Here is a 25,034-nt window from a genome sequence, read left to right as displayed (position 1 = left end):
CCGTTGCGCTGCCAGCGGCGGAAGAGGTAGCAACTCAATTGGTCAGCCACCAGAGCAAGAGCCATGGGATCAGAAACACGTACCAGGCCCGACCACGCCGTACGCTGAGCTTCACGGCGCGCTGACCGGACGTCGTCGGCTACGACGCTCCGCACACGGCCACCGTGCTTCGCGCCAGCCCGCGCAGCCAGGCGTGGGCCTGATCGGTGTCGTAGCGCTGATGCCACGACAGGTATATCGGTGCCGACGGCAGTTCGAGCGGCAGGGGGAGCACGGCCAGGCCTAGGTCGGCGACCGCGGAGCGCGTGGTGGCTTCGGGGACGCTGAGCAGGAGATCGGAGCCGCGCGCGAACTCCAGCGCGGCCGCTTCGGTGGGTGCGGTCGCCACCACGCGGCGGGTGAGGCCGCGCCGTGCGAGGGCGTCGTCGAGGGCATTGCTGAGGCTTCCGCGCCGTGAGACGGTGACGTGCTCAGCGGCGGCGTACTGCTCTGCGGTGACGGTTTTGACGCGAGTGAGGGGGTGCCCCTGCCTCACGACGATGACGAGGCGGGACTCGGCCACTTTCTCGGCACGAATGTCCGGTGCGCTCGGACGATTGGCGTTCGCTTCCAGGTCGACCTCCCCACGCCGCAACTCGGGGGTGTCGATGCTCGATTCCGCGACGAAGCGCAGTCGCACACCCGGAGCCTGACCGCGCACCGCCGCGAGCAGCGCGGGACCGCTCAGAGCGATGAGGGAATCATGCCAGCGAAGTGTGAAGGTGCGCTCCAGCGTTGCCAGATCGAGTTCACGGCTCGGTGCCAGCACCCCCTGGACCTGGTGCAGCAGCTCGTGCACCTGTTCCCGGACGGCGATCGCATACGGCGTCGGAGTCATCGTGCGGCCGGTGCGCACCAGGATCTGATCCCCGGTCGTGCGCCGAATCCGGCCCAGACTCCGACTCATCGCGGGGGCGGTGACATGCAGGCGCGCCGCCGCCCCGGCCACACTGCCCTCCTCCAACAGCGCGTCGAGCGCGGCGAGCAGATTCAAATCCAATTGCATACGAGTAATCCTATCCGTGCCTGACATGCATTTGAAGTAAATGACGGGGCTGCATACCGTTGAGGCGAAAGCGCAAGAAGCAACGCGCAGTTCGGCCCTCGACCGGCCTCAGAACCCCTCCTCAGACGGGAGTACCACCATGCCCGAAACGCTTCAGACCACTGACGTCGCCGCCTCCGACGCCGACGTGCTCGCCCAGACCGCGATCGCCGTGCGTGCGGCGGGTTCGGCGCTGCGCGAGCGCTTCGGCGAGGTGGTCCGCTACCAGACTCGTGAAGAGCTGATGCGCGCCCTCGCCGTCAACGACGAGATGGCCCTCGACATCCTGCGCCCCCGCCTCACGAGCCTGCGCCCGGACGCCGGCTGGGTGGAGGACGAGCTGGACGGCGGGGCGCTGCCGCCCGGCGAATGGTGGGTCGTGGATCCGGCCGAAGGCAACGTCAACCACCTGCACGCCCTGCCCGAGTGGGCGGTGACCGCCACCCTCGTGCGTGAGAACCAGCCGGTGCTCACCGTGGTCCACCAGCCGTTGACCGGGGAAACCTACACCGCGCTCACCGGCGCGGGCGCCTACCTCGACGGCCGACCGCTGCACGTCTCCCCCACTGCGGACCTCGGCCTGAGCATCGCGGCCACCAGCCAGGCCCGGCCGGACGAGAACGAGACGGTCGTGCGGCGCGTCGGCTCCTCGATCACCGCGATGCTTTTCGACGCCCTCGTCGTCCGTACTTCCGTGCCCGCGACCCTGCACCTGCTGAATGTGGCCGCCGGCCGGATCGACGCCTTCTGGCAGTTCGCCGGCGCCCGCGCGGACCTGCTCCCCGGCGCGCTGCTCGTCACCGAGGCCGGCGGAAAGATCTCTGACGCCGAGGGCCGCCCCTGGACCCCGCAGAGCGAGAGCTTCCTGGCCGCCGCGCCCGGCATCCACGCCGAGGCCGTCGCCACGCTCCCACGCTGACCGCGCACCACAACCTGCACACACGGAAGGACCAGATCATCATGACCACGATCGCAGTTCTCGGAAACGGCCGCGTCGGCGGCAACCTGGCCACAGCCCTCACCGGGGCAGGGCATCAGGTGACCGTGGCGGACCGCGCGCCGGGCGCCGCCGCCGACGCCGCCCGGACAGCCCAGATCGTCATCAACGCCACCCCCGGAGCCGGCTCACTGGAACGGCTCGCCGCCCTGCGCGAGGAACTGCGCAACAAGCTCCTCGTCGACGTCTCCAACGCCACCACCGACGGACCGGACGGACTGCCCGCCGACCTGCTCTACCCCGGCTCCAGCCTCGCCGAACAACTCCAGGAAGCACTCCCCGAAACCCGCGTCGTCAAGACACTCAACACCATGCTCTTCCCTGTGATGACCGCACCGGCCACGCTCACCGAGACACCGACCGCGTTCCTCTCCGGCGAGGACCCCCAGGCCAAGCAGACCGTCCGCGAACTGCTCACCCACCTCGGCTGGCACAAGGACTGGATTACCGACCTCGGCGGGATCAAGACCGCCCGTGCCACGGAGGCCGCGATCCTGTTCGTCCCCCACGTGATCCGGTCCACCGGATTCACACCCTTCGCGATCTCCATCGCCCGCTGACTGTCGAGCTGCGCCAGCTGGAGGTAGCCCGAGCCGACGCGTGGTATGGATGGGCGATATCCGCTGTGTCCTCAATTGGTGATTGATGGTTCACAGTCGGGCTTTGCGCCTCCTCCCTGCGGCAGGCGCCGACGCATCCGGAGGGCAGCCCGGCTTCAGCATCGGACTCTCAAGACCGACCCCAGCAGCTCAGATCCCGCCGGCTCGACCCTCCCTGACAGCGAATGCCGGTCCGCAGCCGGTGTTGCGTGTTCTGGCGACGGCTGCGGTGAGTTGCTGCTGGACCGGGTCGGGCAGCGGCGCGCCTTGGACGGTGGAGACGACGTCCTCGGCGAGGCGGTGCAGTTTCGTGTTGGTGTTCTGGGACGTTGTGACCAGTACCTGCCACGCCTCGTCGGGGTTCAGGCCGAAAGAGGCCATGAGGATGCCGCGTGCCAGGTCGATGTCCGGGTGGGTGCGCAGCGCGCGCCTGAGCTGGACGACTTCGGTCCGCAGGAGGTCGTCGTCCGTTTTTTCGCGCGGCGGCCCGGGCTTTCGGGCGGGCGGGGCAGCATGCTCGTGGGCTGGGGAGAAGAGGCTGTGGGTGTCGGTATAGGTCAGCAGTCGTTCGACGGCGGGGCTGGCCGTGGTGATGGTGACCGTCTTCCCCGCCGCGAATGCGTCGCGGCGGGCGGCCAGCAGCACGTTGAGTACAGAGCAGTCCGCGAAGTGAAGTTCGCTGAGGTCCAGGTCCACACCCTCGGCCGACCGCATGATTGCATCGCGCAGGGCGTGCCGGATGCTCTGGCAGTTGTCGAGGCAGAACTCTCCGCTCACGGTGACGGTCACGCGGATCCCGGCCGGCCCTGCCTGCACCGGCAGCGCGTCGGTGGACGGCGGTGTGCGGTCGGCTTCGTTGCTGGCGAGGGGTGTGTCCGGGGACGGTAGCGTCGTCATGCTCGCCTCCTCCGGTCCTCCGGATTGTTCTTCTCCAGCCTCAGCCGCATTTGCGTGACACGTCAACCCCTACACGAATTGATTTTCGTGTTTTTGGGTGCGTGAACGTGTGGTCGTAACATGGAGTCGTGACGGAAGTCCAGGGAGTGCCCGAGCCGTACACGGGGTGGACGTTTCTGACCAATCACGCGCGCGTGCTGGCCAGCATCGCCGACGACCACCACGCGCGGGTCCGTGACATCGCGGCGCGATGCCGGCTGACGGAACGGGCCGTCCAGAAGATCATCGCGGACCTGGAGCAGGACGGATACCTCTCCCACACGCGCCACGGCCGCTCCAATCGGTACAGGATCGACCCGGACAAGGTGCTGCGCCACCCGGCCGAGGAGGGCGTGACCGTGGCCTGCCTGCTGTCGATGCTGGCCAAGGACGAGGACGAACGCCACGGCGCCAGCGACCACGCCCGGCCCGGTTCATGAGGGGCATTTTGTTAGCCATCGCCCAGTGGATCATCGTCCGGGATCTCTGTGGCAGGGCTTCGTAATCGCGCGCCAGACGGCGGTGCTGCATCAGCCAGCCGAAGGTCCGCTCGATCACCCACCGCTTGGGCAGCGGCTCGAAACCCTTCGTCCGTGGCCGCTGGACCAGTTCCACGTCGATACCGGGCCCGGCGCCGTGGTTGAAGATGCTGCATTGGTAGCCGCCGTCGGCTCAGACCTTGGACACGCCGGGATGGGCTGCGGCCAGGTCGTCGAGCAGGAGCTTGTCGCCAGTGGTGTCGTGCACGTTCGCGGCGGTGATGAGGACGGCCAACACCAGACCGAGAGTGTTCGTGATCAGATGCCGCTTGCGTCCTTTGATCTTCTTGCCGGCGTCGATGCCCTGACTGGTCTCGGCCACGTTCGCCGAGGTTGTCACGCTCTGCGCGTCGACCACGGCCACGGTCGGCTCTGCGCTGCGGCCGTGGGCCCGGCGGGTCCTGTCGCGCAACAGGTCGTGGACCTGCTGGGTGGTGCCGTCCGCTTCCCACTTCGCGTAGTAGTCGTAGACGGTCTTGCGCGGCGGGAAGTCGTGCGGCAGGCACTCCCACGGAATGCCGGTGCGGGTGACATAGAGGATCGCGTTGGCGATCTCCCGCACATCGTGCACCCGGGCTGCCGTGCCAGGGCCACTCCGCCGGGCTCGCCAGGCCATGAAGACCGGTTCGATCAAGGCCCAGCGGGCATCGCAGACATCACTGCGGTACGGACGACGGGCCCTCACACCTCGCTCAACGACCACCAGCACCGGCAGTCACAAAACCATCCCTAACTGTCAACTGCCTTAGATCAGGTGCCCCCTAGCCCAGGCTTAGGGGGTTCAGGGGTGATGCCTTTCGCATCGGGCGCCGCATTTAATCGAACGCGTGCCCGAATCGCCTCCGGCTGAACGCCTCGCCAAGCTGCGCGCCCTCGAAGAGTGGCTTGCCCGGCAGCTCGACAGCACCCGCCGGAAGATCCGCGACGTCGACCAGCAGACAGCCGTCGGGTACATGGTCGAGCGGAAGATCCACGAGGACCACCCGCTGGGGGCAACCGCCCGTCTCGCCGACTGCACCATGGCGCGGCGGGAGACCCGGCCCCCCGACGCCGAGGTGGCCCGCACGGTGCCCACCAAGGACGGCCAATCCTTCCAGGCCTGCGAGTTCTGCTCGCCCGGCAAGACGCTCGGCCTGGAGGGCCAGGCGTTGCGCGAGTGACGGCCGGCCTCTTCTTCAGCCGGCTTCTTTCAGGACGCGGTTCGAACATTCGTGCCGTTCTGGCCGGTACCCTTCGACTGTGGTGGCCGGAATATGCCGCCTGGAAGAGGAACCCACGATGACGACTCCCCCGCCACCGGTCGCCGAGCTCGACCCGTCTGCGTTGACCTGCCCCGGCGACCAGGTCGGCAGCTGTGCCGGATGCCAGCGCAGGACGCACCGGTACGGCCACGGCGGCTTCCCGCTGTGTCAGTGGTGCGCGGCCCCGGTACGGCAGAAGTGGGGCCCTGGCGTGCGCTCCGTAAGCAACCGCGGCCAGAGCGAGCGCTGAGCCGTTCCGACCGGCAGTGCTGGGATGGCGGCGTCCGGCGGCGGCTTACCTCACAGCAGATGGGCCGGATCGAGAGCGACGGGCAACGGAACCGAGAGCTCGGTGGACTGGCCTGCGGTCAGGGCGCGGTCCATGTAGCCGCTGCTGCCGTGCCGGGTGCCGCAGTACAGGCGTGCGGCTGGTACGAGCTCAAGGCGCCAGTAGTGCGGGATGCCGGCCGCCGCGTACAGCGCCGGTTCCATCTCGCGACCCGTGACCCGAGTGGAGGGCAAGGCGATCTCCATGACCAGGACCACGTCGTGGGCATCGATGCTCAGGACCGCAGCGGCGGTGGCATCCGCGTCGGCAACCCCGATGTCCGGGATCAACATGCCGCCCGGGATGACCATGTTCACCGCTTCCAGCACCTCCAGCGGCTGCCCGGAGGCCCCACCCGCAGCCCGCAGGAGAGCGGCCAGGCGCCGGGGAGGCGCGCTGGTGGGCGATGCCGGGACTGGGACTGACCACCAGAGAGCCCCCACCAGTTCGATCCGGTTTCCGGCATCTTCAGGCAGGGCCAGGACCTCCGAAACGGTCCCCGGCCCTACATGTCCTTCACCAGGAACTGACACCCCGACCTCTCCTGGTTCTCCCATTGCCTGACTGTGGGCGGTGGTGGTTTCCGTACTCACAGCGCTCCGTCCTGGCTCTAGGACAGCCTTCAGCCGGGACGGACTGTGCTGGGGTCAACCGTGCGGGCCACACCCAACTGTCCGATCCATCCGTTCTGAGGCTCTGGCAAGAGTTTTGTGGTGACGAGCTGACGGTTGAGGGGATCGCTGAGAATCAGCTGCTCTTCTGCGACGTGATCACCTGACGAAGAACAGTAGGGCGGCCACGATGAGCAGCAGGATCGACAGCACCGCCAGGAAGGCGGGCGGTACTCGAAGGAACCAGCGACGCCCTTCCATGTCACGGCTGTCAGCCGGTCCCGCGCCGGCCGGCGGCCTCGGCTCGTCCCGGCGCCGGCGCTGCGGGCGTTCCCCGGGCAGCGGTCCAGAGGGTGGCCCCTCCGGCCTTGAGGGTGCCGGACTGGGCTGCACGTCAGGTGGGGCGGCGGCCGTGATGAGCGGCGACTCAGGAGATTCCCAGTCCCATACGCCGCGGGCATTGGTGCGACTGCCGCGTCGCAAACTGCCACAGCCAGGGGCGTTTCAAAGTCCAGGTGATCTTGGAGGTCGACGGCGCTCAGCAGGCGGGCGGAGAGGGCAGAGCGCGCGAAGGTGCCCGCCGCCCACCTGCTGGCCGCGATGCTGCCGAGGGCGCGGGTTCCTGACGAGGCAGCAAGTGTCTTGTCGGTGCTGGCGTCTCTAGAAGGCAACTGCAGACAGGTCAGCAGCCAGTTCGACCGCCTGGTAGCCGTAGGTGTCTGCCGAGTCGACCCGCAGCATGAGACAGAACCGATCGAGCGATGCGACTGTCTTCGACAGACGACGGTAGTCGCGCTTGATGAGGTACACCGCTGCCTGGTTCGCGATCGATGACTGCCCCATGATGACCAGGACTGGCTGTGTGGACTGAGGAGGGGTGAACTTCGCGACCAGCGCATGGTCTCTCCGCCCGTAGTCGTGCAGGAACCGCTGCTCGCCCACTGTGAAGTCACCGTCCGGGTTGACCTTCACGCCCGGCAGGTGCGAGGCCACGTACGCGACGTTTCGCTGGTTCGACCCCAGTCCGCCGATGCTGAGCTCGGTGCGATCCCCGTTGAGTTCACGCGCGTCAGCCGCGACAAGGGTGAACGGGCACCCCGCCTCCTCGGCGAGCATCGCAAGCTCGATGATCGCGTACACGTCGCTGTGGGCGGTGACAGCGGGCATCTTCCAGTGACTGTTCAAGATGATGACGCACGGCACGCCAGGACGCAGGCCGAGGAACGCCTGTTTCTGATGCAGGAGGCGGGCACTGCTCGCCCGTTTCCAAACCCATACGGATCCGCCGCTGACAATGCTCGTGACAAGCCCGATCACGATGTTCAGCACTGCATCCGACACGAACGCCCCCCAAGCCTCGTCGTGATGGCACGATCAGAGCTTTAGCAGCTCAGCTTACTGATCGACTGCCTGTCACGGCGGGCGAAGGGCGGTATGTACGGGTCAGGGCGGTCGGCCGGCCCGTTGCTGACGCGACAAGGCCCAGGTTGAAAGGGTGACCTTGCCAAGTCGCCCTGCACCGGAGCCTCGATGTGCCGTCCGTCTCCCACCATTTGCCTCGTCAAGCTGCCCGTCCGTCAGCACAGCACAGTGATCGGACTGGCGGAGCGGTTGCGAAGCCTGGCCGATCCCCGACGGCGGCGCGGAAGGCGTCACCCGTTCGTGAGCGTCGTGCTGATCGCCGCATCGCCAGTCCTGGCCGGTGCCCGCTCGTACGCGGCGATCGGACAGTGGGCCGCGTCTGCGCCGCAGCACACGCTGGCCCGGCTCGGCACCCGGACCGTCGGAGCCCTTGGGGTGCGCGTAGCGCCGAGCAAGGCGACGATCCGCCGTGTGCTGACGTTGGCCTGTCCGGGGGGATGGCCGAGCTGACGGGTGCCGACCCTTCCGGGACGGACACCGTGGCGGTGGACGGCAAGAGCGCACGGGGTTCGCGCATCGGTGAGATGCCAGCTGCTCATCTGCTGGCCGCGATGACCGGCGACGACCAGACCGTCACCCAACTGCCGGTTCCCGACAAGACCAACGAGATCACCTGCTTCGCCGCGCTGCTGGAGCCCTACAACCTGACCGGGGTCACCGTCACCGCGGACGCCCTGCACTCCCAGCGCAACCACGCGCGCTTCCTGGTAGAGAAGAAGAAGGCCCACTATCTGTTCGTGGTCCCACCAGCCCGAACTGCACCGCCAACTGCGGTCATTGCCGTGGAAGGGCGTTATCGCCCGCCGCTACGACCGCGAGATCAGCCACGGCCGCAGGGAGACCCGAGCGACGAGAGCCCTTACCGTCACCGACCTCGGCCTGGACTTCCCCCATGCCGCCCAGGCCGTGCGCATCCTACGGCACCGTACTGATCTCAAGAGTGGCAAGTGCACCCGCCAGACCATCTACGCGATCACGGATCTGAGCACCCGTTATGCAACGGCGGCCCGTCGGGCCTAACGGTCCCCCGTGGCGTGTGCCGTCGGGCTGGGCGGGGCCGGCCAAGATCCTGCCGGGCATCGAGATTTCCGGCCGCAGCTTTGTCAGGCAAGCCCCTGCTGCCGCTTCGGACAGTCCCGTAGCGTCGCGTCGGCACGATCACGGGGTGGATCCAGGGGAATTATTCGATGGGTCGTCGGGAGACTCCACTGGATCCCAGCGCGGGTCCGGTGCAGCAATTGGCTCACGCTCTACGCGAGTTGCGGGCGGCCTGCTGTCCGACGTACCGAGGAACCGACGGAATTCGCTGACCCGCTGAAACGTAGGTCCCGCTTTGAGACGTGGAGATTCCCGGCGAATGTGCCTCACGGCGATAGTTGTCACCAACGACGGCGCGTCTGCGGCCGGACTGACACCGCGTTGCCGAGGGGAGCAAGACGGTGACCAGGAAGGCTGTACGGAACGCCTTCAGCGCCGGTTTCAGACGTTCGGTATCCAGTGGTCCGGGGTGCCCGGGATCCAGTTGGCCGAAGTGACGGCCGTAGTGCCGTCGGAGTGGAAGTTCGCCGGGGTGGCCGCTGGCACGCCGTCGGTGTGGAAGTTCGCCGGGGTGACCGCCGCGAGGCGGTCCTGGTACTGGTTGACCGCGGCGACTGCCGGCACAGCAGCGACGGTGGCAACGACACCAGCTGCAACGGTTGCTGTGACCAGCCGAGAGATCTTCATCCTGACTCCTGTGTGAGTGCGAATCTTCGTCCATGTCGATCAAGCCCCGAGCCGCTGAGGCTGCCTTCGAACTCAAGGTGCTCTGAGAACCGCGGCAGACCCCCTCCAGGGCAACCGGTGGCCGCCCTGGAGGTACCGACGGTCAGTCGATCAGGCCGGGGAACCAGATGCGCGGGTCGAGGATCAACGGGTGCTCCTTCCATGGCGCGGGTCAGGGAAGGAGCGAAGCGGATGCCATCCATGTTGGAGGCGAGGTCCGCGAGATGGGCTCCGCACGCCGACGGAATGGGCGAAACTTGCTTTCATGGCCCGTGTATCGGCGGATTCCGTACCGAGCCTCATGGATCAGCGGCTGGTGGCCGCGCTGCAGTGGGACGGCCGCCTCGCCGCGGAACGGGCGGCCCACGTGCTGGGGCTCAGCCCCGCCCACCTGGGAACCCGCTGCAGCACGAGCGCACCGGCCCGGTGACAGCCGCCCGGCCCCACTGAGCCCCACGCAGGCATTCCGGCCACCTCACAAGGCGCACTTCGTCGGTGCCCCGTGCAGGGGTCAGGGATGTTTTTGTTACTGCTGGCGTTGGCGGTCGTGTGTAAGTGCTCGTCGTCGGTATCGCAGTGACGTGTCCGATGCCCGCTGGACTTTGATCGAGCCGGTCTTCACCGCCTGGCGACCCGGTCCATCGAGGTCCAGCAGACCGGGGTGTCCATGACTCCTCAGGAACGCTTCGAGGTCTTCGGTGAGATCACCTTCGACCTGAGCTGCGCCACCCAGGCAGAGCTTGAAGTGGGCACATTCACAGGGACAGCGCGAGGCGATGGCGCGCGCTGCTGCCCACGCCAAGGAGGACTGGCAGCAGCTCATGGGCGAGGCGCCGCCTGGCGTGCGGAGCTGCTCGCAGCCTTCGACGAGGGGACGCCGAGCGGTGGCGAACGGGCCATGGACCTCGCCGAGGAGCACCGTCTGCACATCTCACGCTGGTTCACTTCCTGCCCGCCCGAGATGTACCGGCGGATTGCGGACGACTTCGTCGCCGATCCATGCGCGTTCGCCCTGGTTGTTCCGCCTTCCCAGCAACGTCCGGGCCTGGCTGCCTATGCGTGCAGGGCGGTCCACGCCAACGCAGCCCGCCACGCCGGCGATCGTACTGATTCCAAGGAGCACCGATGAGGATCCTGATCGCCGCGGCCGGATCGCGCGGCGACGTGGCCCCCTATACGGGCCTGGGCGCCGAACTGCGCCGGGCCGGGTACGACGTCGTCCTCGCCACCACCGACACCTTCGCACCCCTGGCACGCGACGCCGGGCTGGCATTCAGCAGTCTCCCCGCCGACCCGCGGGTGCACGGCGCCGTCCGGGGCGGACGTGACCTGATGCGTGCCGCGGCCGCGTTCAGGACCGAACTGGGCCAGGGGTTGACCAACGCGATGGCCGAGGGTGCAGATCTGCTCCTGCTGTCGACCACCACTGCCCCGCTCGACTGGCACCTCGCCGAGGCCACGGTCATACCGAGCCTCGGCGTCTACCTCCAGCCCACCGCACCGACCGGCGACTTCCCGCCCGTTGTCACCGCCTCCCGCCCATGGGGCCGCCTCGCCAACCGAGCAAGCGGACCCTTCGCTCTGCGGATGACCGACCGTATCTGCGAGCGGGCGGTCGCAGGGCTACGCCACCGCCTCCGGTTGCCCTCGGTCTCCGCCTCCGCGATGCGCCGACGGCAGGAACAGACGAACTGGCCCTCTTGCACGGGTTCAGCACCGCACTGGTGCCACGCCCTTGCGACTGGCGTTCCGGCCTGAAAGTCGTGGGCAACTGGTGGCCCTGTCACGAGGAAACCGAACGGCTGCCCACGGACGTGGAGGACTTCCTTCGTGCCGGACCTCGGCCCGTCCTCATCAGCTTCGGGAGGATGGCGGCGGGCGACGGCGAACGTCTGAGCGAGATCGCGGTGCGAGCCCTGCGTCGCGCCCGGCTGTGAGGCATTGTTCAGGCCGGCAGTGCCGGGCTCGCGGCCGACGACGACGTGTTCACCATCGGTGACGTACGGCATGCCCTGCTGTTCCCGCGACTGGCTGCCGTGGTCCACCATGCCGGGGCCGGCACGTCGACCGCCGCGTTGCGCGCCGCAGTGCCCGCGGTCACCGCACCGGTGACCGCGGACCAGCCGTTTTGGGCGGGGCGTCTTGCAGCCCTCGGCGCCGCCACCGACCCGATCCCCTTCCGCTCCCTCACCGCCGAACGGCTCGCCGACTCACTCGGCCGCATAGTGCTCGCCGACTCACTCGGCCGCATAGTGAAGGAGCAGGCATTCACACGAGCCGCCGCGAGAGCGGCACAACGCCTGACGACCGAGGACGGAGCAAGCCGAGCGCTCAAGGCCATCCAGCAGCTGACCGGCGGATGACGCCTTCCACATGTAGCCGCTCCACGGGGAACTCGTACAGGAAGCTCATGCCCCTCCAGGCACAGGCGCACGTGCTCCGGAGCCAGGATCAGCCACGTGCGGCCGTAACACCGCCAGCGGCGCTCGACTCAACGGCAGAGCCACTCGCGTTCCGGGCGCGCGGCTCCTTCTTCGAACTCACCAGGGTTGCACCCGCGGAGGCGCCGGCGACTGCTGCGATGCCGAGCCATTGCGGCCAGCGAAGGTGCTGTCCCAGGACAGCCAGGCCGAACACGGCTCCGGCGGCTGGTTCCAGGCTGGTGAGGACGCCGAAGATCCGGGGCGGGATCCGGCGCAGTGCCTCGAGGTTGAGGGAGTAGGGCAGGACGCTGGAGGCGACCGCGACCACTGCAACCACCCACAGCACGTGTGGGTCCAGCAACGCTGCTCCACCGTGCAGGATGCCGTACGGTGCGCTCACCAGGGCGGCCCAGGTGAAGACGACCGCCAGTGCCTGACCTCCGTCGGTCAGCCTGGCCATGCGGGCGGAGACGAGGATGTATCCGGCCCAGCAGCAGGCTGCCAGGGCGGCCAGGACGATGCCGCCCGGTGGCAGGGAGACGGCGTTGCCTGCGCTCAGCAGTGCCACGCCGCCTGCCGCCAGGCAGGCCGGCACCAGGTCGGCCGGGCGCCGGGAAGCGGCCAGGGCGATGGTGAAGGGGCCGAGGAACTCGATCGTGGCGACGACGCCGAGCGGGACGTCGCTTTCCACCGCCGCGAAGAACGCGATGTGATGGCAGGCCAGCAGGGTGCCCGCGCCGAGCATGGCCGGCCAGGCTCCCTTCGTCCGGTTCAGGGACGCGCGCCGCGGCCGCCATATCACGCACAGCATGACGCTCGCGATCAGGAGGCGCAGGAACACCACGCCGGCGGAACCCACCTGGGCATACGCACGGGGAGCGAGTGCCGCGCCGAACTGGATCCCGCAGACTCCGACCAGGACCAGACAGGGGGCGGGCACCTTGCCCACCACGGCCGAGATTCCCTGGGGCGCACTGCCAAGTTGCATCGTTCTCGTCCATGGTCCAAGGCTCTGGAGGCGCGGGACGTCCGGAGCCGGTGTGTGGTACCGGGCGCGGCCGGAGTGCCTGCAGCGCTCCGGTCGGGGGGTGTTCGTCTCAGGCGACGTGCAGCAGGAGCTTGCCGGTGGAGGTGCGGCCGCCCATGAGGCGGTGGGCCTCGGCCGCGTCCTGCAGTGGGAATTCCGCGGTGACGGGCAGGAACAAGGTCCCTTCGGCGACGGTGCGCAGTGCGCGGGCGGTCAGCTCGCGCAGGGCGTTCGGTGCCGTGCCGGCCAGGGCCAGGACGGAGAAGCCGCTGACGGACAGGGAGCGGGTGACAAGGTCGGCCTGTCCGGTGTGCCATGGGTCGGCGCCGCTCGCGTTGCCGAAGGAGACGAGGCGCCCGAAGACGGCCAGCGCTTCCAGTCCGCGGCGCAGTGTGTCTCCGCCGACCGCGTCGAGAACCAGGTCGACGCCCCTGCCGCCGGTGGCGCGGTGTACGTCGTGGTCGAAGGTGTCGGCCAGGAACACGTCGTCGTAGCCGTGCGCGCGGGCGTACTCGGCCTTGGCCCTGCTGGAGGTCACCCCGTACACGGCGCCGGCTCCCGCCGCTCGGGCCAGCTGCCCCACCGCCGTTCCGATACCGCCGGCAGCGCCCTGCACGAGAATGCTCTCCCCGGCCTGCAGCCGGCCCACCTCGTGGACCAGGGCGTGTGCGGTCGGCAGCACCGTCGGCACGGTTGCCGCGGTGCGCAGGTCCACGCCGCCGGGCAACACGAACACGGCCGCCGCTTCGGCGACGACCACGTCGGCGTATCCGCCGCCCTGCACGAGACCGGCGACTTCCTGCCCCTCCCGCAGCCCCGTCACACCCTCGCCGACGGCCCGAATGCGCCCGGACACCTCCAGGCCGGGACGGTGGGGCAGCGAGGCGACCCGGTACCCCTCGGCCCGGGCCTTGAGGTCGGCGAAGTTGACGCCCGCCCACGCGACGTCGATGGACACCTGCCCCGCGCCGGGCCCGGGAACCTCGGCCTCGACCAGACGCAGCACGTCGGGGCCGCCGTACTCCTGGAACTCGACCGCACGCATACGCAGAACCACCTCTCCCGAGAGTGTTCGATGGGAAGCGAACACTTGCACTGTATGATGTTCATCGAACACTCCGCAAAAGGCAACACCGGAGAGGCGAGCGATGACGGACAGGACCCCGGGCAAGAGCCACCGGCCGGTACCCGTTTTCACGCACCCCGACGAGGTCCCGCTGCTGACCGCACTGACCGCACTCGCCGACCCGGTCCGACTCCAGCTGGTACGCACCCTCGCCGACCATCCCGACTGGTCCCTGAGCTGCAGCAACTTCGACGTTCCCATCGGCCGGGCGGCCAAGAGCCACCACTTCTCGGTCCTGCGCGCCGCCGGGCTGGTCGAACAGCGCGACGACGGACCCAAGCGGCTCAACCGGCTGCGGCGGGAAGAGTTCGACGCCCGCTTCCCCGGTCTGCTCGATCTCGCACTCCGCGACGACAAAGCCTCCTGACGCCCGTCGGCACGCCCGTCGGGCGCCCGGCGAAGAGACCGAGTGTGCTCTCCACTGCGAGCACCAGGGCTTGAACCAGCCCTGCCGACAGGTTGCGCCCCATGTCGTGCTTCCCCGGCTGGTTCCTGCTCGGGCGTCAGCGCCCTCCCGGCCGTGGCGAGGAGGGCGGGCGCTGGAGCTGCGTCCGGCGAGCCGGGCGAAGGAGGGCATCGCGGGGCCGGCGGTCTGCCGACTGCGGGCCTGGTCGACGTCGAGCCGGGCGAGTTCGGCCAGGGCGCCGGCGAGGCTGACTTCGAGTCCTTCGACCTCGCCGAGCCTGCGATGCGAACCCCGAGGAAGAGGGCGCCGACTACTGGACTTGAACTCGTGATGCCGGTCGGATCGCGGTGTCGTGGAGATCAGAAACCGCTGGGCGCCGGCCGTCCGGGATCAGGAGCGTGGCTGCAGCCAGTGACGCGCGGCGGCCAGTGTCACCTCGATGTCCTCGCTCCACGAGCAGACTTCAAGCCACGACAGGTAGTCACCCTGTGTGAAGGCCAGGATCTCGCCAGGGCGCTCTCCGGCCTCGGTGACGATCTGCGCTTCGGCCGCCACGACAGTGCCGGGGCCGATGGGCGCGGGCTCGACCTTGCCGGCGTCGAGTTCGAAGTAGGCGGTACCGCACCCGCATGTGCAGCGAGTTCGCACGCCGAGGTGCGGAACCTGCCTTCGGAGCGCGGCATGAACCGGATCGTCCGTGTCCAGGACTGCCGCAAGCACATCGGCCACGTCGGCAGGCAGGCTCTCGGTCATCCCGTCACCGTATCCGACCAGGGGCCCATGGCTCCGACCGCGCCCGGCCTGTTCGCCGCTCGGCCAGCCGGCGTGTTCGCGCGTCCAGGGCCTTACGACCCGGACAACAAGGTCACGCTCGTGATCTGGACGAACCTGACCCTGTCGCCCGAAGGACGGACCACCACCCAGGCCCTGCTGCCCACCGTCCTCAACCAGGTCTACGCCGGCCTCTCCCTGCCCACCGGCCAGGCCGAGCCCGGCCGTAGCAGCAGCCCCGGCCCGGCCCCAGCTCCTGACGCCTGAAGGCTGACGGCTTCGGCTGACCGCTGCGGCTGCGGCTGCGGCTGCGGCTGCGGCTGCGGCGAACAGTGCGCGTCAGAATTCGAGTTCGTGCTCGATCGCGGCCAGTTCCTCGGCGCTGCCCTGGACCCTCGGTCCGGTGAACCACCGGCGTGCCGAGATCAGCCACCACACTGCGGCGAAGCCGAAGACGACGAGTACGGCAACCGGGGTGTAGTTGAAGTTCTTGCCGGTCACGGGGCTGGCCGTGGGCAGCATGAACAGCACTGTGATGATCAGCGTCCAGGCGACCGCGATGATGCCGATCGGTCTGCTCCAGCGGCCGAGGTGCCAGGGGCCGCGTTCGAAGCGGTCGCCCTGGAGCAGCCGAAGGAAGACGGGCAGGACGTAGGCGATGTACAGGCCGATGACGGCGATGGAGGTGACGGCTGCGTACGCGGTGGCGTTCCACAGGTAGGGCAGCCCGAGGAAGAAGGCGCCGCCGGCTGCCAGCCAGACCGCGTTGGTGGGTGTCTGAGTTCGCTTGTTGATGCGATGCCATACCTGCGAGCCGGGCAGGGCGCCGTCACGGGAAAAGGCGTAGATCATCCGCGAGTTCGCGGTGACCGAGGACATTCCGCAGAAGAACTGCGCGCCGATCGCGATCAGCAGGAGCAGCTTGCCGCCGGTGGCGCCGAGGGCGTCGATGAAGATCTGCGCCGGGGGGACGCCGGTGGTAGTGGCGAGGGCTCCGTCGTAGTTCTGGATGGCGAAGGTGATGCCCAGCAGCAGAATCCAGCCGGCGACCAGGGAGACGAGGATCGACATCACGATGCCGCGCGGCCCGGCTTTGGCCGCGTCATGGGTCTCCTCGGTCATGTGCGCCGAGGCGTCGTAGCCGGTGAAGGTGTACTGGGCAAGGAGCAGGCCGAGGAGTCCGACGTAGAGGCCGGAGTGCCAGCCGGTGCCGTTGACGAAGTGGGTGAAGACGAAGCTCGCGGACTGGTGTTTGGCCGGGAAGATCGCCAGCGCGCCGACGATCACGACCACGCCGAGTATGTGCCACCACACGCTGACGTTGCCGAGGACGGAGACCAGCCTGACGTTGAAGGTGTTCAGTGCTCCGTGGGCGGCGAGCACGATCCCGAACAGGAGGATGGTGTGGCCGGGTGTGGCCGAGAACCCGAACTGCAGGTCGAGCAGCGCGTTGAGGAAGAACGCTGCACCGAAGTCGATGCCCGCGGTCACGGCCACCTGACCGAGGAAGTTGAACCATCCGGTGAACCAGGACCAGGCTGCGCCGTTGGACGGGGCAAGCTTGGCCGCCCAGTAGTACAGGCCTCCCGCCGTGGGGTAGCTGGAGCAGACCTCGGCCATGGCCAGGCCCACGAAGAGAGTCATCACGCCGACCAGCGGCCAGCCCCAGGTGATCATCGCCGGGCCGCCGGTGACCATCCCGAAGCCGTAGAGCGTCAGGCAGCCGGACAGGACGGAGATGATGGTGAAGGAGATCGCGAAGTTCGAGAACGCCGACATCGAGCGTGCCAGTTCCTGGGCGTAGCCGAGTTCGTGCAGGCGTTGGGCGTCTTCGGACAGAGCTCCTGTGCGCTCCGGCTGTGTCACTGACTCGTCGGTGGGCATTCGGGCCTCCTCGGGCTCGGGCCGGTGCCAGTGGATCCGGCGTTCCGCTCCCCGACCGGACCAAAGGTTTGTTGCGATACCTTTGCTGTCGGCTGGGTCGAACGCAAGAGGCTGACGTCGAAACGCCGGTTACGAAACGGCATCGGTGCCCCGCCAGGAAGCCGATGCGGCTCCAAGTAGCCCTGCAGCGGGGCTGCCCCCCATGGAGCGCTCACGCACCGCCTGGCGGTCGCGACCCTCTTCGTACGCGAGACTGCTGGTTGCGCGGACCCCGCCCGCGCCGACCTTGAGGGCCTCACGGCGGCCCCGGGCCCCCACAGCTCGGTCGATACCGCAGGGCACCGAACCTCCCGCGCGGGTCGCCGGCGGACGACACGGCTCCCGCAGCGGCCGCGACGGCTCCACGCCGAGCCCTCGCTTCGGGACACGCTCGACCCTCCACACGGTGCCCGCCCGGCTGACGCCCCGCCGTTCGACGAGTCCGAGCTCGACGGAGAGCAGGGCGCCCACCTGCACACGGTCCAGCTGAAGCATTTGCCCCAGAGCCTCCTCGAAGCCGCCGCCCGTCCGGACGGGGTACGGGACGGAGGCTGGCCGGCTCCGCAACGACGCCTCATGGCCGCATCCAGCCCTCCTTGAAAGGTTTGCCGGAATACCTTAGGAATCGGCTGTACTGATATTGATCCGAAGCGCTTTGTGTTCGCGCTCGTTGACGGTGTGTGAATGATCTGGTGGGAGATGCGCGGACCTGGTCACCGGACGCGCAGGAGGCTGTGCGTTTGCTGGCGGTATCCGCGCTGGTGGAGGGCCGGGGCCGGTCGGAGGGTGTCGGTCAGGGCCGTGGGCAAGTGGTGGGCGAGGTGGCAGGCGGGCGGCCGGGACGCGCTGCTGTCCCGTCCGCGGGGCCGGCGTGCGGGTGATCATCAGGTCCTGTCCGAGGCCGAGCAGGCGCGCGAGGGACCCCCCTCCGGCTGCGCTCAGGCCAGCTCCCGCACTGCGCCGTCATAGGCGACCGCGCACAGCGTGACCCGCAGCAGCGCCCGCACCCGCTCCGATACCAGCAGCGGCTGTTCGACCGCGAACTGCTCGCCGACGGTCTGTGGACGTGACCCGATCCGTCGCTGGTCGTCGTCGATGTCCCACCTCTCGACCAGCGCGTTCAGCGCCTCGTCTCGTACCTGGTCAGGACCACGCCGCCGGGAAATGTCCGTGTCTCCACCAGGTTCAGGCTCACCCAGCTGTCCAGCGCGGTGAAGAACGGTGTACCGCTACCCACCAGGACCGGATGGGTGACGATCGTGTACTCGTCGATCAGCCCGGCCCGCATCGCCGCCCCGGCGAGCGCTGCGCCACCGACCCTCATCGGCCCACCGTCCTCGGCCTTGAGCCGAGTGATCTCCGCGACCGCGTCGCCGGTGACCAGGCGAGTGTTCCAGTCGACCTTGTCGACCGTCGAGGAGAACACCACCTTCGGCGTGTCCCGCCAGTTCCGCGCGAACTCGATCTGCGCTGGGGTGGCGCCCGGCTGCTGGTCGCCGGTCGGCCAGTAGGCGCTCATGGTCTCCCACAGCTTGCGCCCATACAGCAACAGGCTGATCGCCCGCTCCTGGTCGAGCCACCACTGGAACAGCTCGTCGCTCGGCCCGCTCCAGCTGAGGTCGTCGCCGGGCGCGGCGACATAGCCGTCCAGGGACAGGTTCATGCCGTAGAGCAGTCTCCGCATAGCGCCAGCATCCCGTCAGTCGGTCTCGGAAGTCCAGACGGGCCTTGACCCCGAATCCTGGACACGGGTTATGCGGCTGGTGTGAGCGTAGTTGGTCAGAAACTGCTGGGGTTCCCTCGTCGATGACGTAGCCGACGTGCCGACCGCAGCGAGCCAGGCCCGGACGGCCTTCGAACGGTGGGTCGAGTGCCGGTCCACGACCAGATGAACCTTGCGGTCGACGTGGCCGACGAGCCGGGTGAGGAAGCGGCACATGACCTTCGCGTCGAACGACTCGGTGAAGACCATGAAGTGCATCCGCCCCTTGGTGCTGATCGCGGACATCGCGTTCACCGAGAACCGGTTCCCGGTGCGGTGCACGACCGGCGTCGTACCCCTGGCTCCCCAGGTGCGACCGGTGACCTGGTCCGACTGGATGCCGACCTGGTCGGCGACCAGCACTACCCCGTTCTCAGCCCGGATAGCCGGCCACGTCTCCTCGCGCCAGATCCGGACCGCCTCCGGATCCTGCTCGACCGCCCGCTTGTCCGGCCGCTGGAACGTCAGCCCCAACCGCTTGAGGTACTTGCCCACCCCCGGCTCGGTGAAGCAGACCCTGTACAGCTTGAAGATCAGCTCGCCTACCAGCCTCCGCGTCCACAGCTGACCGGAAAGACCAGTTCGGAGGGAGTGTGGGCTCCGCAGACACCCGAACTGCGCGGCCGCGGCCACGGATCTCCCGGGCTGATCAGCGACCCGTCAGCGTCCTGTCAGGAGGCCCTGACATTGTTGTTCACGTGAACGGCGCCGCACCAATCGGGGCCGGGAGCAGGGAGAGGTGCCCGGAGTGGTTGATCGGGGACCAGCGAGCACGCCTCAAGGTCGGGCCCACGCGGCCCACGCAGGTTCGAATCCTGCCCTCTCCGCAATACCGAACCCTCTGATCTTGTCCCCGCTCCGTCAGAACCAGCCACCGATGCATGAACAGGCTCGGGCGGAAGACAACGCCGGCAAACGCAAGCCGAGTTGAACCGCTCACGCGCGCGACGGTCTCCGTCCCGCCCAGCGCCACAGCCGATGCCCGCTCCCCTGCCCCGCCCCCCTGTCGGCCCGTCGGCGCCGGCGGGCCGGGCACCACCACCAGACGGCCCGCCACGCTTTCAGACATAAGAGCGAGCCCCCACCCTCCGCGCCCTCCCGCCGCGAAGATCGTTACGAGTGATGAAGTCCTTATCGGCTCACATCACGCGGCAGGAGATCGACGCATGCCCGACCCCACGCAGGATCCCATCACCACACCCCCCGCCTCCCCGCCGCCCTCCACCTCTCTCACGGCCCTGAGCCAGGTGGGCCTGCTGGCCCTGGGCCTCGCCGACCTGGCTTTCGACCAACTGCGCCAGCTCGCTGACCGCGGCCGGCAGACAGGCCCCCGCCCCGACCTGCCCCACCTCCTCACGGACGGCATGAAGGAACTGCACGCCCGCGGTGAACTGGCGGCGCGCCGGGTGACGCAGGACTCCGACAACTACCTGGAGCTGTTGGCCCGCAAGGTCGTCGCGCAGCGGAGCGCGGCCGGCGATGGGTGACTCCGAGGAGTTCAAGCGGCGTGTGGATGCACACCTCCTGCGCCTGGCGGAGAGGGAGTCGGCCCTTCTCCTCAAGGTCTCGGCCGAACTGGCCCCGCTGTGTGAACAGCTGCGCGGCTCCCTCGCGCAGGGCAAGCGGCTGCGAGCCGCGTTCCTCTACTGGGGGTGGCGCGCCGCGGGGCAGCCGGACTGCGACGGCATCATCCGTGCGGCGGCGGCGATGGAGCTGGTGCACGCTGCGGCGTGCACGCACGACGACATCATCGACGACAGTCGCGTACGCCACGGCGTGCCCACGGCTCACGCCGCCTTCGCCGACCGGGCCGGGGGCTGCGGACCGGAACGAGGCAGACCCGCAGCGCTGGCGATGATGCTGGGCGACCTCCTCATGGGATACGCAGGCCAGGTCTTCGCCACGTGCGGACTGCCGGGAGCGTTCATCGCGCGCACGGTACCCCTGTGGTCGGCTCTGCTTCGCGAGACCGTGGCGGGCCAGTTCCTGGAGGTGCTACGTACCGGCGACGGGGTGCCGCAGGTCGCAGAATCGCTGCAAGTGGCCCAGTACAAGACGGCCAAGTACACGGTCGAACGCCCCCTGCACCTGGGCGCGACGCTGGGCGGCGCCTCGGAGCGACTGCTTCAGGCCTTCACCGAGTACGGACTCCCGCTGGGCGAGGCGTTCCAGCTCAGGGACGACCTGCTGGGCACCTTCGGTGACCCGTCCCTGACCGGCAAGCCCAACCTCGACGATCTGCGGGACGGCAAACCCACCGCGCTCATGGCCCTCACCCTCGCCCTCGTCTCCGAAGACGACCGGCGGAGCCTGACCAAGACGGTGGGCCGCCCCGACCTCGACGAGGTCGACGCGGCCCACGTGCGGGCGCTGATGAAGACCAGCGGAGCCTGCCGAAAGGTCGAAGACATGATCACCGCGCGGCTGACGCAGGCGCACCAGGCACTGGAGACCGTCCCCCTGCCCCGTGCCACCTACACGGCGCTGCGCGACCTGGCGACGACATCGGCCAACCGCCCCCTCTGACCAAAGGCGATCACGAATCATGACCACTCCCATCACGCCCCGTTACACCGAGGCGACACTTACCGCACTGCGCCAGCAAGGCGACTCGCTGGCGGACGACACCGTCGCTGCCATGTTCGAGAAAGGAGAAGTGAAGGACTTCAACACCCTCATGCGCTTCTTCAGCACCGCGGGGACCCGCCTGCCCGAAGGGCTTCCGGCCTCGGCCGAGTCCTTCCTCCAGACCACCGGCATGCCCCCCTCCTGGGTGGACTGGGACGTGATGGAGCGCGCCCGGCTGTTCTTCATGGACAACGCCGCGCACATCAACACCGGCCTGTCCTTCGCCGCGATGCCGGCCACGTACGCCATCCCCCGCGTGGCCCGGCTGCTGGCCTCCACCCACTCGATGGACTATCCCTCGCGCCGCATGGCGAACACCGGCCAGTTCGTCACCTACCTCATGCAGACCAACGCTTTCGAGGAGGGCAGCAAGTTCATCCCGGCTGCCCAGAAGGTCCGGCTGCTGCACGCCGCGATCCGCTACCACCTGACCCGCTCCGAGGCCTGGGACGTGGCGCAGGACGGTGTACCGCTGTGTCAGGAGGACATGATCGGCGGTCAGATCTGCTTCTCCATCCTCGTCCTGGACGCCATGGACCGTCTGGGCATCCACATGAGCGAGGAGGGCGCCGAGGCGTACTACTACGCCTGGAAGGTCGTCGGCGCGATCCTGGGCTGCGACATGGAGGCGGCCCCCGGGAACCTCACGGAGGCACGCGAGTACGCCGACCTCTACCTGCTGCGCAACCTCGGCCCGTCGGAAGAGGGCGTACGCCTCAACCAGCAGCTGGTGAAGATGTACGAGGACGTCGTCCCCGGCACCCTGTTCGACCCGATCGTCTCCGCCACCATCCGCTTCCTCGTCGGGGACACCATCGGCGACTGGCTCCAGCTGCCCCGCACGCCCTGGGACACGGCTGCCAAAGCGATCCCACACGTCCTGAACATCCTGGAGACCATCGAGGACAGCAGCCCGCTGGGCGAGTGGGCGCTCGACAAGGCGGGCAGCCTTCTGACCACCTTCGAGCTGGCTTCCCTCACGCGCGGCCGGGTCATGCAGTACGCGATCCCGGAGGAGCTGAAGTCGGGTTACGGCGTCCGCTCCCAGCGGTCCCGCACCCACCGCTGGACGCCCCCTGCGTCGACGGTGGTCTGACGCCCTGCACGCGCGGGGCGAGGCCGGTGGCAGGCCTCGCCCCGCGTCGGCGTGGGACCTCAAGTCCGCTTGTACATCTGGCCGCCACTGTCCGCACGGCGACCGCCATGACCGCGATACCGGCCCGCGAGGAGATCGGGAATTCGCGCAGCATCCGCCGGCGTTCCCGAATTGCCAGCGGGAAGGGGTGATTCCGACCGAACTCCGGCAGGGTTTTGGAGCCGCAGGAGACCATCGTGGTCCTGACCTTGGCGACGGTCAGGGCAAGCCCTTCATCGAGGTCACCTGCGTAGGGCACGTAGCCGTCCACGCCTTCCTCGAAGAGCAGCGCCTGGTCTCCCTGGCCGTAGCGCTGCCAGTTGCGGGCCCGGTTCGAGCCCTCACCCCAGTACTCCTCCACGAAGCCGTCACGGGTGGGCAGCTTCGCACCGGCCGCCTGGTCGAAGCGCGCGAAGTAACGCCCCATCATGACGAAGTCGGCTCCCATCGCCAGCGCCAGAGCCACGTGGGAGTCGTGCACCAGTCCCCCATCGGAGCAGATCGGCACTCGGGGCGGCCGACGGACCGGGGGTACCGGTCCGGAGTGCACGGCCCAGAAAGCGCACGACCTCAACGTCGGTGGGCAGCGCAGGGGCGCCCTGGTCCTGTTCGGCCGCCAGGCGGCGCAGGAGGTCGACTGCGGCCACCGCCGCCCTGTGGACCTCCTCGTACCGTGCGTCGTACGAACGGGCTCCCATGACGTGCCTCCCCTGATGATTGTTCTCTGGATCAGGAACAATGCACCACGGAGGTCTGACAGCGAGACGGCCGGACCGTACGAGACGATGCACCGACCTGCTCACCCATCACCGGCTGCCCCGCGATTGATCCTTGGGGGGCTGCTGGCTGGTGGTTCAGTAATCGCAGGTCGGCCCGTTGCTCGTACCGGCAGGGCCGGTCGGCACCGGTCGTGGTCCGCGGCTCACCCGGATGCGAGAGCAGTCCCGATGGGGCCACCATGGACGTACAAGCGAAGCTGGTACGGCGACGGGGATTCCCGGTCGCGATGCGGCCGGGTCCGCGGACGCGTTCGGTCTTCGCCACCGGGAGTCGGTCTGCCCGGACCCGGCCGGGCCCTGGAGCTCACCATGCCGATCTTCCCCGACCTCAAGTCCGACCTGCTCGGACCTGACTCAGCTCTGCAGCAAGCATTCGACAACGCGTTGGCCGCCGCCCCGCCTGGGCTGAGCAATGTGCCCCTGGGCATCGTCGCGCTCAATGACTCCGCGCCCCATGGCTTCGCCGGACATCTTGAGAGCGAAATCCATTTCTCCGCCAGCCTGCTCAAGGCAACGTCGATGTGGGCGTCCTTCGAACTTCTGCGAGCCGCCAACGAACTTGTCACGGAAAAGCAGCCTCAACCCGCCGATGTCATTCCACTGCTGCACAGCGAATTCGACGACATCATCAATGACGTCCGCGTGACGCAGCTCACCGGCGTCAATCTCACCGGGTTCATACTTCCCCGGTGGGACCAGATCTTCACGGTGCAGGCGGATTCCACCGTCACGTTCTCCACGAACTTCCAGACCAGTCTCACCGGTTCCATCGCCGAAGGCGACGACGTCGCGACGGGTGTCGTGGTGCACGGTGTCGGCTTCGGCTATCTCACCGAAGGGGCCTCCACCGCGGGATTCTTCGACGAGAGCGCCACCAGCACGCCCCGGACGGCCGACGGGATGTGGCTGTGCGGCGATTACTCGAACGGGTTTCCGCCGCAGCGCATCCCGTGTGTCAACGACACGCCCACCGCGCAGGGGACATCCGTCCGGCAGATGGCCCGCCTGTTCACCTTCCTGGCCGGCAACGCGCCCCTGGTCGACGGACCGAGCGACGCTGCCATGCTGGATCTCCTGACCAAGGCCGTGGAGCGCAGGCACACGTTCCTGGACCGTGACCCGACGGTGCAGTTCAGCATGCTGCAATCGAAGATCGGCCTCGGCTCCGTCCACAGCGGCACCCCCAGTGAGCAGGCGGTGGCGTCCGAAGCGGCGATCGTCCAGGAGAAGTCCACGGGAAGCCGTTTCGTCCTGGTCTTCCAGAACCGGCCGTTCGCCAACGACGCATCCGTCAAACCGGTTTCACAAGTGTTCGACACCGCGATCGCGGCGTTCCTCTTTCCTTGAATCGGCAACCAGTGCGTACGCCCGCCGAGTCGCTCCGGATGTGCAAGGGCTCGCGGCTCGCTTTCTTCGTGCGTCTTTGGCGCCGACGCCATCGTGCCGCCGCCCGGTGGCGGGGATCCGCCAGCGGAGTGAACATGGAAGAGAGGTGAGCGGCGTCGCCGCGCATCCCTTTCACGACCTCGGATG

General features: G+C 68.5%; 25 protein-coding genes and 5 pseudogenes. 17 read left to right on the top strand and 13 right to left on the bottom strand.

The genetic code is table 11. The features are described from left to right. Positions 1-139: 139 nt before the first annotated feature. The gene (locus ACFZCP_RS42585) at positions 140-1,045 is read right to left on the bottom strand and encodes a LysR substrate-binding domain-containing protein (protein ID WP_391442090.1); all 906 of its coding nucleotides are present in this window, start codon (positions 1,043-1,045) and stop codon (positions 140-142) included. 139 nt (positions 1,046-1,184) lie between these two features. On the opposite strand from ACFZCP_RS42585, the gene ACFZCP_RS42580 reads away from it, so the two are divergent. Both ACFZCP_RS42580 and ACFZCP_RS42575 read left to right on the top strand, forming a co-directional pair. After that, entirely contained in the window at positions 1,185-2,003 is an 819-nt protein-coding gene (locus ACFZCP_RS42580; protein ID WP_391442052.1) for an inositol monophosphatase family protein, read from the top strand. A gap of 41 nt (positions 2,004-2,044) precedes the next feature. Then, positions 2,045-2,641, top strand: coding sequence for an NAD(P)-binding domain-containing protein (locus ACFZCP_RS42575; RefSeq protein WP_391442049.1), 597 nt, complete (start codon positions 2,045-2,047; stop codon positions 2,639-2,641). Between the two features lie 189 nt (positions 2,642-2,830). On the opposite strand, the gene ACFZCP_RS42570 is transcribed toward ACFZCP_RS42575, so the two are convergent. After that, positions 2,831-3,577: an ANTAR domain-containing protein gene (locus ACFZCP_RS42570; protein WP_391442047.1), complete on the bottom strand. Its 747-nt coding sequence runs from the start codon at positions 3,575-3,577 to the stop codon at positions 2,831-2,833. 128 nt (positions 3,578-3,705) lie between these two features. On the opposite strand from ACFZCP_RS42570, the gene ACFZCP_RS42565 reads away from it, so the two are divergent. Beyond that, complete coding sequence (locus ACFZCP_RS42565) at positions 3,706-4,056, top strand: MarR family transcriptional regulator (protein ID WP_391442045.1); 351 nt, start codon at positions 3,706-3,708, stop codon at positions 4,054-4,056. Between the two features lie 4 nt (positions 4,057-4,060). Here the strand turns inward: ACFZCP_RS42565 and ACFZCP_RS42560 are convergent. Then, a pseudogene (locus ACFZCP_RS42560) lies at positions 4,061-4,840 on the bottom strand (IS5 family transposase); the annotation flags it as partial. A gap of 142 nt (positions 4,841-4,982) precedes the next feature. Between ACFZCP_RS42560 and ACFZCP_RS42555 the strand changes: the two are divergent. After that, entirely contained in the window at positions 4,983-5,315 is a 333-nt protein-coding gene (locus ACFZCP_RS42555) for a DUF6233 domain-containing protein (RefSeq protein WP_391442042.1), read from the top strand. A gap of 381 nt (positions 5,316-5,696) precedes the next feature. On the opposite strand, the gene ACFZCP_RS42550 is transcribed toward ACFZCP_RS42555, so the two are convergent. Together ACFZCP_RS42550 and ACFZCP_RS42545 are read right to left on the bottom strand one after the other, a co-directional pair. Beyond that, on the bottom strand, positions 5,697-6,281 hold the full coding sequence (locus tag ACFZCP_RS42550; RefSeq protein ID WP_391442039.1) for a Uma2 family endonuclease: 585 nt from the start codon (positions 6,279-6,281) through the stop codon (positions 5,697-5,699). Positions 6,282-6,995: 714 nt separating this feature from the next. After that, positions 6,996-7,676: a hypothetical protein gene (locus ACFZCP_RS42545; RefSeq protein ID WP_391442037.1), complete on the bottom strand. Its 681-nt coding sequence runs from the start codon at positions 7,674-7,676 to the stop codon at positions 6,996-6,998. Between the two features lie 189 nt (positions 7,677-7,865). Between ACFZCP_RS42545 and ACFZCP_RS42540 the strand changes: the two genes are divergently transcribed. Further along, on the top strand, positions 7,866-8,207 hold the full coding sequence (locus ACFZCP_RS42540; RefSeq protein WP_391442035.1) for a transposase family protein: 342 nt from the start codon (positions 7,866-7,868) through the stop codon (positions 8,205-8,207). Then, entirely contained in the window at positions 8,195-8,689 is a 495-nt protein-coding gene (locus ACFZCP_RS42535; protein ID WP_391442031.1) for a transposase, read from the top strand. The genes ACFZCP_RS42540 and ACFZCP_RS42535 overlap by 13 nt, the downstream gene beginning before the upstream one ends. Before the next feature lie 547 nt (positions 8,690-9,236). Here ACFZCP_RS42535 and ACFZCP_RS42530 read toward each other — a convergent pair. Next, on the bottom strand, positions 9,237-9,419 hold the full coding sequence (locus ACFZCP_RS42530; RefSeq protein ID WP_391442026.1) for a hypothetical protein: 183 nt from the start codon (positions 9,417-9,419) through the stop codon (positions 9,237-9,239). 367 nt (positions 9,420-9,786) lie between these two features. Between ACFZCP_RS42530 and ACFZCP_RS42525 the strand changes: the two genes are divergently transcribed. The 3 genes and pseudogenes from ACFZCP_RS42525 to ACFZCP_RS42515 all read left to right on the top strand — a co-directional run bounded on the left by ACFZCP_RS42525 (position 9,787) and on the right by ACFZCP_RS42515 (position 11,884). Next, complete coding sequence (locus tag ACFZCP_RS42525; RefSeq protein ID WP_391442024.1) at positions 9,787-9,951, top strand: hypothetical protein; 165 nt, start codon at positions 9,787-9,789, stop codon at positions 9,949-9,951. Positions 9,952-10,188: 237 nt separating this feature from the next. Beyond that, entirely contained in the window at positions 10,189-10,650 is a 462-nt protein-coding gene (locus ACFZCP_RS42520; protein WP_391442021.1) for a TipAS antibiotic-recognition domain-containing protein, read from the top strand. Then, positions 10,647-11,884 (top strand): annotated as a pseudogene (locus tag ACFZCP_RS42515) (glycosyltransferase). Before ACFZCP_RS42520 ends, ACFZCP_RS42515 begins: the two are co-directional and overlap by 4 nt. Positions 11,885-11,972: 88 nt before the next feature. Here ACFZCP_RS42515 and ACFZCP_RS42510 read toward each other — a convergent pair. Both ACFZCP_RS42510 and ACFZCP_RS42505 read right to left on the bottom strand, forming a co-directional pair. Continuing rightward, positions 11,973-12,932 (bottom strand): EamA family transporter, encoded by a 960-nt coding sequence (locus ACFZCP_RS42510; RefSeq protein WP_391442018.1) that lies wholly within the window; start codon positions 12,930-12,932, stop codon positions 11,973-11,975. A gap of 109 nt (positions 12,933-13,041) precedes the next feature. After that, complete coding sequence (locus tag ACFZCP_RS42505; protein ID WP_391442015.1) at positions 13,042-14,016, bottom strand: zinc-binding dehydrogenase; 975 nt, start codon at positions 14,014-14,016, stop codon at positions 13,042-13,044. Between the two features lie 103 nt (positions 14,017-14,119). On the opposite strand from ACFZCP_RS42505, the gene ACFZCP_RS42500 reads away from it, so the two are divergent. Beyond that, complete coding sequence (locus ACFZCP_RS42500; RefSeq protein WP_362699925.1) at positions 14,120-14,464, top strand: helix-turn-helix transcriptional regulator; 345 nt, start codon at positions 14,120-14,122, stop codon at positions 14,462-14,464. Between the two features lie 429 nt (positions 14,465-14,893). On the opposite strand, the gene ACFZCP_RS42495 is transcribed toward ACFZCP_RS42500, so the two are convergent. Then, a complete protein-coding gene (locus tag ACFZCP_RS42495) occupies positions 14,894-15,256 on the bottom strand; it encodes a hypothetical protein (RefSeq protein ID WP_391442013.1) in 363 nt (120 codons plus the stop codon). 27 nt (positions 15,257-15,283) lie between these two features. On the opposite strand from ACFZCP_RS42495, the gene ACFZCP_RS42490 reads away from it, so the two are divergent. Then, positions 15,284-15,541: a hypothetical protein gene (locus tag ACFZCP_RS42490; RefSeq protein WP_391442012.1), complete on the top strand. Its 258-nt coding sequence runs from the start codon at positions 15,284-15,286 to the stop codon at positions 15,539-15,541. A 72-nt stretch (positions 15,542-15,613) separates the two neighbouring features. On the opposite strand, the gene ACFZCP_RS42485 is transcribed toward ACFZCP_RS42490, so the two are convergent. Further along, positions 15,614-17,158 (bottom strand): amino acid permease, encoded by a 1,545-nt coding sequence (locus ACFZCP_RS42485; RefSeq protein ID WP_391442011.1) that lies wholly within the window; start codon positions 17,156-17,158, stop codon positions 15,614-15,616. Between the two features lie 779 nt (positions 17,159-17,937). On the opposite strand from ACFZCP_RS42485, the pseudogene ACFZCP_RS42480 reads away from it, so the two are divergent. After that, a pseudogene (locus tag ACFZCP_RS42480) lies at positions 17,938-18,109 on the top strand (IS630 family transposase); the annotation flags it as partial. A gap of 208 nt (positions 18,110-18,317) precedes the next feature. Here the strand turns inward: ACFZCP_RS42480 and ACFZCP_RS42475 are convergent. Further along, positions 18,318-18,881, bottom strand: coding sequence for a dihydrofolate reductase family protein (locus tag ACFZCP_RS42475; RefSeq protein ID WP_391442010.1), 564 nt, complete (start codon positions 18,879-18,881; stop codon positions 18,318-18,320). 147 nt (positions 18,882-19,028) lie between these two features. Next, positions 19,029-19,538: pseudogene (locus ACFZCP_RS42470) on the bottom strand (IS630 family transposase); the annotation flags it as partial. Positions 19,539-19,692: 154 nt separating this feature from the next. Between ACFZCP_RS42470 and ACFZCP_RS42465 the strand changes: the two are divergent. The 4 genes and pseudogenes from ACFZCP_RS42465 to ACFZCP_RS42450 all read left to right on the top strand — a co-directional run bounded on the left by ACFZCP_RS42465 (position 19,693) and on the right by ACFZCP_RS42450 (position 22,683). Then, positions 19,693-19,786, top strand: a pseudogene (locus ACFZCP_RS42465). A gap of 339 nt (positions 19,787-20,125) precedes the next feature. Beyond that, on the top strand, positions 20,126-20,446 hold the full coding sequence (locus ACFZCP_RS42460; RefSeq protein ID WP_391442009.1) for a hypothetical protein: 321 nt from the start codon (positions 20,126-20,128) through the stop codon (positions 20,444-20,446). Then, positions 20,439-21,485 carry a polyprenyl synthetase family protein gene (locus tag ACFZCP_RS42455; RefSeq protein WP_391442008.1) on the top strand — a complete coding sequence of 349 codons (1,047 nt, stop codon included), beginning with the start codon at positions 20,439-20,441 and terminating at the stop codon, positions 21,483-21,485. Before ACFZCP_RS42460 ends, ACFZCP_RS42455 begins: the two co-directional genes overlap by 8 nt. 19 nt (positions 21,486-21,504) lie before the next feature. Further along, positions 21,505-22,683, top strand: a complete 1,179-nt coding sequence (locus ACFZCP_RS42450) for an oxygenase MpaB family protein (RefSeq protein ID WP_391442007.1) — start codon at positions 21,505-21,507, stop codon at positions 22,681-22,683. On the opposite strand, the gene ACFZCP_RS42445 is transcribed toward ACFZCP_RS42450, so the two are convergent. Beyond that, positions 22,580-23,230, bottom strand: coding sequence for an IMP dehydrogenase (locus tag ACFZCP_RS42445; protein WP_391442005.1), 651 nt, complete (start codon positions 23,228-23,230; stop codon positions 22,580-22,582). The two genes, ACFZCP_RS42450 and ACFZCP_RS42445, sit on opposite strands and share 104 nt — an antisense overlap. 580 nt (positions 23,231-23,810) lie before the next feature. Here ACFZCP_RS42445 and ACFZCP_RS42440 point away from each other — a divergent pair. Continuing rightward, complete coding sequence (locus tag ACFZCP_RS42440) at positions 23,811-24,848, top strand: hypothetical protein (RefSeq protein WP_391442003.1); 1,038 nt, start codon at positions 23,811-23,813, stop codon at positions 24,846-24,848. Positions 24,849-25,034: the final 186 nt, after the last annotated feature.

Origin of the sequence: Streptomyces sp. NPDC007971 (assembly GCF_042958635.1) — a bacterium.
Lineage (GTDB): Bacteria > Actinomycetota > Actinomycetes > Streptomycetales > Streptomycetaceae > Streptomyces.
The sequence above is the reverse complement of the archived record's forward strand: the minus strand, read 5'-3'. Positions and strand labels throughout refer to the sequence as shown.